The 6,028-nt window shown below is 43.5% G+C and carries 6 protein-coding genes and 1 tRNA gene; 4 read left to right on the top strand and 3 right to left on the bottom strand.

Going from position 1 to position 6,028, the window contains the following annotated elements:
* Both Q0668_RS25795 and lexA read left to right on the top strand, forming a co-directional pair.
* The coding region (locus Q0668_RS25795) for an AMP-binding protein (protein WP_298869445.1) at positions 1–2,684 on the top strand (2,684 nt) is incomplete at its 5' end.
* 187 nt (positions 2,685–2,871) lie between these two features.
* Positions 2,872–3,480, top strand: a complete 609-nt coding sequence (gene lexA, locus Q0668_RS25790) for a transcriptional repressor LexA (protein ID WP_298869444.1) — start codon at positions 2,872–2,874, stop codon at positions 3,478–3,480.
* 20 nt (positions 3,481–3,500) lie between these two features.
* Here lexA and Q0668_RS25785 read toward each other — a convergent pair whose 3' ends face one another.
* Both Q0668_RS25785 and Q0668_RS25780 read right to left on the bottom strand, forming a co-directional pair.
* The gene (locus tag Q0668_RS25785; RefSeq protein WP_298869443.1) at positions 3,501–3,788 is read right to left on the bottom strand and encodes a DinB family protein; all 288 of its coding nucleotides are present in this window, start codon (positions 3,786–3,788) and stop codon (positions 3,501–3,503) included.
* Positions 3,721–4,053, bottom strand: coding sequence for a DinB family protein (locus Q0668_RS25780; protein WP_298869446.1), 333 nt, complete (start codon positions 4,051–4,053; stop codon positions 3,721–3,723). The genes Q0668_RS25785 and Q0668_RS25780 overlap by 68 nt, the downstream gene beginning before the upstream one ends.
* 266 nt (positions 4,054–4,319) lie before the next feature.
* Here Q0668_RS25780 and Q0668_RS25775 point away from each other — a divergent pair.
* Positions 4,320–4,392 (top strand) — tRNA-Ala (locus tag Q0668_RS25775).
* Between the two features lie 201 nt (positions 4,393–4,593).
* Here Q0668_RS25775 and Q0668_RS25770 read toward each other — a convergent pair.
* Positions 4,594–5,082: a Flp family type IVb pilin gene (locus Q0668_RS25770; RefSeq protein WP_298869442.1), complete on the bottom strand. Its 489-nt coding sequence runs from the start codon at positions 5,080–5,082 to the stop codon at positions 4,594–4,596.
* A gap of 218 nt (positions 5,083–5,300) precedes the next feature.
* On the opposite strand from Q0668_RS25770, the gene Q0668_RS25765 reads away from it, so the two are divergent.
* Positions 5,301–5,582: a hypothetical protein gene (locus Q0668_RS25765; protein WP_298869441.1), complete on the top strand. Its 282-nt coding sequence runs from the start codon at positions 5,301–5,303 to the stop codon at positions 5,580–5,582.
* Positions 5,583–6,028 lie beyond the last annotated feature (446 nt).

The following is a 6,028-nucleotide window of genomic DNA, read 5'->3' as shown; positions in this document are numbered from 1 at the left end:
GACCCTTATTGGGAATTCTGGTGTTAGGTGTCGCCGCGGGTAGTGTTCTTGCAGGTATCTGGTCCGCAGGACGAATTGAGCTGGGAATTGTCCCCATCGGAGCTGCCGGAATTGTTGTGACCTCCCTGCTATTGTTCTTTACAGGCAGCAGTGTCGTCCCGGGAACAGAATCAAGTTCACAAACCTACTATCTGTTGTCTTTACTTTGGCTGTTCCTGCTCGGCGTCAGTTCCGGATTATTTGACATCCCACTCGAAACGTTTCTCCAACACCGTAGTGATGTTCAAACACGTGGCAGCATTCTGGCAGCGGCAAACTTTCTGGCGTTCTTTTTCATCCTGATTGCCTCGGGTGTATTTTATGTGATGCAAGATACCCTTGAAATGTCAGCCAGCCAGATCTTTATGGTATTAGGTTTACTCACTATTCCGGTCGGAATTTATATCTTCAAACTTCTACCCAATGCCACAATCCGTGCCATCGTCTGGATGGTCAGTCGAACCATCTATAAATTGCGTGTACGCGGACACAAGAACCTGCCTAAAAAAGGGGGGGCACTACTCGTTGCCAACCATGTTTCCTGGCTGGACGGAGTCTTTCTGATTCTTACATCATCTCGACCGGTAAGAATGGTAGCCTTCTCCACCTATGTACAGAATCCGTGGATACGATGGCTGACTGAGCTATACAACACAATCCCCATCAATATTGACGATGGACCAAAGGCACTGATGGCTTCCATCAAATCAGCACGACAGGCCATCACTGATGGAGAATTAGTCTGTATTTTCGCGGAAGGAAAACTGACGCGATCAGGTTATTTACAACCATTTCAATCTGGTTTAATGAAAATCATCAAAGGGACGAAAGCCCCTGTGATTCCGGTTTATATCGACGAACTTTGGGGAAGTATTTTTAGTTTTCACGGCGGAAAATTTTTCTGGAAGTGGCCTCGAAGATGGCCTTATCCTGTTTCCATTCGTTTTGGAGAACCCATTCTTCACCCGGAGAATGAAAAACATGTTCAGAAGGTTGTTCAAGACCTGGGAGTTGAATCTGCCAATTTTCGAAAGACCTACCAAATGATTCCACCAAGACTGTTTCTCAGAAAATGTAAAAGTTGGCGTTTCAAACAAAAAGTCGCTGACTCTACCGGTGTCGAACTATCGGGGGGGAAATTGCTCACCGGTGCCTTGTTGATCAGACGACTGCTCAATAAACATATTTTAAAACAAGACGAAAAAATGATCGGGGTTCTTCTACCTCCTTCTGTGGGAGGCAGTGTCGTAAATGCCAGCCTTGCCATTGATGGACGCGTACCCGTTAATCTCAATTACACTCTTGCTGACAGTGATATCAATTACTGTATAAACGAAGCAGGCATCAAAACGGTATTGACCAGCCAGAAGTTTCTCGAAAAGAAACCCATTGACATGGATGCGAATGTTGTACTGCTGGATGAATTAAAACTGAAAGCCTCTGTATGGGATAAGCTCATCTGCTTATTTCTCGCTTATCTTATTCCCGCATGGATCATTGAAAGACTCATCGGCTTAAGACACATTGATTCTGATGAATTGAGTACCATAATCTTTACTTCTGGCTCTACCGGTCGCCCGAAAGGAGTCATGCTGACACATCATAATATCGTCTCGAATATCAATTCTGCGGATGATCTACTGCATCTCTCTTCCAAGGACTGTATTCTTGGAATATTGCCTTTCTTCCATTCATTCGGGTATACCATTTCGCTGTGGATGCCTTTTATACGCAACATGGGAGCCAGTTTTCACTTTAACCCCACCGATGCACGCACCGTTGGAAAAATGGTAGAGAAGTACAAGGTCACACTCTTTGCATCAACTCCAACATTCTTAAGACACTACTTAAAACGCTGTACTCCGGAACAATTCAAGTCGTTGGATATCGTAATCACAGGCGCTGAAAAACTTCCTCAAAGTCTAGCAAGAGAATTTGAAGAAAAATTTGGAATCTTTCCTACGGAAGGTTATGGAACGACCGAACTCGCGCCGGTCGCTGCCGTAAATATTCCACCCAGTCGACAACTCGATCCGAACGAGATCAGCTCAAAACCGGGAACGGTCGGCCGGGCCATTCCCTGTGTTATGGCGAAAACCGTTGAACCGGAAACCATGCAGGATCTACCGGATGGAGAGGAAGGGCTCCTGTTCATTAAAGGCCCGAACGTAATGAAAGGGTATTTGAATAACCCGGAAAAAACAGCAGAAGTCATCATTGATGGTTGGTACAACACTGGTGATTTCGCCACGATTGATGAAGACGGATTTATCACCATCACAGGCAGACAAACGCGATTTTCGAAAATTGGAGGTGAAATGGTGCCTCATGTTCGAATTGAGGAAATCATTACAGACATCGTCAGCGATCCCGATGAGGACGAACCTGAAGTTCAAATCGCCGTGACAGCAGTCCCCGATCAGAAAAAAGGAGAGCGATTAATCGTACTCCATAAACGTCTCAATAGATCAATCGATTCGATTCTAAAAGAAGTGGCAGAACAAGGGCTTCCTAATCTCTGGATACCTTCCATTGACAGCTTTTTGGAAGTGGAAGCAATTCCACTGCTAGGAACTGGTAAACTGGATCTGGCAAAAATCAAACAACTTGCCTGCGAAGCATTCCACGTGGAAATCACCAGCTAGTTCATGGTGGCATGAATGATAATGATCACTAGATATTTCTTAATGACGGTCTATTATTTACACTAAAATACTCAAAATCCTGTTAGATCTCAGGATCTCATGAGTCTAATTTACTGAAGCACGGGCCATTGTGTGGTGAAAACCACGATTTATATAATCGTTTCATCAAAAGTGGTTAGGTGCAGGCATGATCAATAAAAGCGTCAAATTGACCGAACGTCAACAAAAAGTCTATCAGTTCCTTAAAGACAAAATCATCAATCGAGGCTACGGGCCTACAGTAAGAGAAATTGGTGATGAATTTGACATTCGCTCTCCCAATGGTGTTATCGGGCATTTGAAAGCACTGGAACGTAAAGGACTGATCACCAGGCAATCCAATATTTCGCGGTCGATTCAACTCTGTGATAACTCACAGAAACCAGCAAATATTTCTTTTGTTGGTTTATTAGTACCAGGCGATACCATTACGCCTCCCGCAGATGAGCAATCACAGATTGATTTTAGTTCGCTCTTTGATTCTAACGAGAACTTTTGCCTGAAGGTAAACGGCACATCAATGATTGATGCCTGTATTCAAGATGGAGATTACGTCGTCATCAAACGGCAGGAGTCTTGTCAGCAGGGTGAGATTGTCGTGGCGCTTGTAGACGATCACAACGCTACATTGAAACGTTTCTATCAGGAAGAAACACGTGTCCGGCTGGAACCAGCCAATTCAACTATGGACTCTATCTATTCAAATAACGTCAAAATTCTTGGTGTGGTAAAAGGTGTGATCCGAAAATTTGTTTGAGTGCTGAGTTTGATCGCGGCCTAATCAACGAACGCCACCATCTGGATTTGAGCCAGTGTAATCAGCATCGGATTCAGGAGAGATGTAGCGCCTACCTGGCGTAGCATGTTCACAATTTGCGCCGTTGTGTATTGCGCGTGAGTGCAAACATGTAATAAGACATCTGAACGTTTCGTTCGATGTACGCGGCCTTTCCCGGAACTTGTACTAGACTTACCCACCAGCTCTTCCATCGATTCATCAGTAAGCTGCTCTAAATAATGAATCCAGCGTTGATCTAACTCTGCCCATTTCTGCTGCAGCTCCACCAGAGATTAAATCCTCTCCTTTCTGATTTCCCGGCAATTCTCCGGGAAGGTCACCGGGTACCTCAGAAGCCTCATCTCCCAGTAACGATTCAATCCAGACATATTCAGCGGTATAAAAATGTAATAACGAATTCCAGATAGACCCCTGCCCCATGGGAAACGTCTGTCTTCTTTGAGATTCGGAAAGCTTTCGGGCAGACTCCAATAATGTCTGATTCACCCACAGACGATGTTCATGAAGACGCGAGATTAAACTGACAGACATAACTTTTGCTCCTGGTTTTATCCAATATTTTTCTGCTATGAATATCAGATCATACTCTGCCGATGACTGACTTTTACTTCAATAGAGTGAAATACTCCTGCCGCGGTTCGCGAGCAATTCTTCAATCTATGCAGGCTCTTACCAGTAAACACCTATGACAGGACATTTTTAATTGTTTTTTCATTTAGATTGTTTCTCAGCACTTGAATTGCCGAAACTATTTTCTATCCTTACCCTTATATTAAGGCGGTTTACACCACCAAACAGGGGGATTAGCTCAGTTGGGAGAGCGTTTGGCTGGCAGCCAAAAGGTCACCGGTTCGAGCCCGGTATCCTCCACTGGAAGCTTACTGTTTTTTAACAGTAAGCTTTTTTTGTTTTCCCATTCTCTTCTCATGATTCATCCGAGGGTCATGACGAATCGAAGTCGGCCCGCATTCAGGATAGAAATACGGGCCGAGAATATGTTGTTTTTAAATCTTCAGAAAACTCAAGTCTTTGATTCAGAAATCCTGAGTCTCAAGCAATAATTGGACTTCCTTATTTATTCTTTCGCTCAGTTGCTTGCGGGATGACAATCTCTTTACCAACTTCACATTTGGGACAATCCACTTCAGGATGTTCTATCACACCTTCTTGCACTTCTCCCGGCTTACAAATCTGGCAAGGTTCTTCAACCGTTTCCTGTTCCAGCCATAATTCTTCCGAGTAGTTGCTGCCACGATCTACTTCACATCCATTGTAACCCAGAACGGCTCCCCCACGACGATAAGAGTTATAAGCGGAACCGGAATAGTATGATTTGAATTTCCCATAGTATCCCGTTGAATAAAAACCAGTATAAGCATAATTCTGATTTAAAGAGTTAATTGCTCCCGCTACATCTGTGAATTCACTCACAACTGCAGTTTGAACATAACTTAAGCCGACAATCATACCTAACACTGCCACTGTCAGAATGATGACCAGCTCTGCTGAGAGAACGAAACCATTTTCATCGTTCCAAAACTGATTTACGAAATTAGTCATTTGAAGCTCCTTTAGATATTTTTGAATTATAGTGTTTCTTAATTTTGAGTTTTTGATTCTGGAAATCGCCCCGACGATCAATTCAGTCGGAACTCAAATTGGTTCCGATTCACAAGCTGATGCACAACACAACGACATTTTTTTCGGACTCAATCACTTTCACTCTCTCAGGAACATTTCCCTGTTGATAACTTTCATCTCTGTGTTCAAATTGCTGATTGGCTAAAGCGGGACAGGAAAGTTTCTCAGGCTTTCCTTTTCTGGTTATCAAGGCGGAACTCATTGCCTCACTCACCATAAAAACCAAGGTAAATGCACCAGAATTTCTCCCCGCTTCAGTCAATCAGTCATCGGTGGTCTCTCAGGTCACCGACTTGTGTAACGGTCTCTCAGGTCGCCACACACTCTCTCTATTTCTTTCAGTTCCCGGCTTGCGTTCGCGCTGGGGAACTTGTTCGTTCCAATTTTTAGATTACCGCTACATCTGGACTTATCATTAAAGCCGGTATAACCGGTCTGATCGATACAACTCGCAAGACATGTGCCAGTCTTATAATTCCTATAAGAAACACCATCCATACAATCGCCATAAACCTTTTATTTGTAATTACTTATAAAATCATTATAATGCGAACTTTTCTTGAAAGCCTCTTTGCATAAATCGACTGACATTGAAATGTTTAAATTGCTTTACACCGGTTTTAACGTTTTTGATAAGAAATCGTGTCGTATCGATTTTGACGATTATGTGGAAAAAGTAGCAGAAGTGAAACCACCTGTGCTAAAGGCAGGAACTGGGCTTTGAATAAACGCAGAGAGGCAAGCATGTGTTTGAGAGAGGCTGTCATGGCTTCAGAAAGCGGTTCAGCAAACCTGAAGGAGGAATTGAAACCTGAAGCAGTTCAGCAGCGAGTACGCAACAAAAAAAGCCCTCTAAAACCGAAGT

Origin of the sequence: uncultured Gimesia sp., assembly GCF_937910335.1 — a bacterium.
Classification (GTDB): domain Bacteria; phylum Planctomycetota; class Planctomycetia; order Planctomycetales; family Planctomycetaceae; genus Gimesia.
This window is presented reverse-complemented; position numbering and strand designations above follow the sequence as displayed.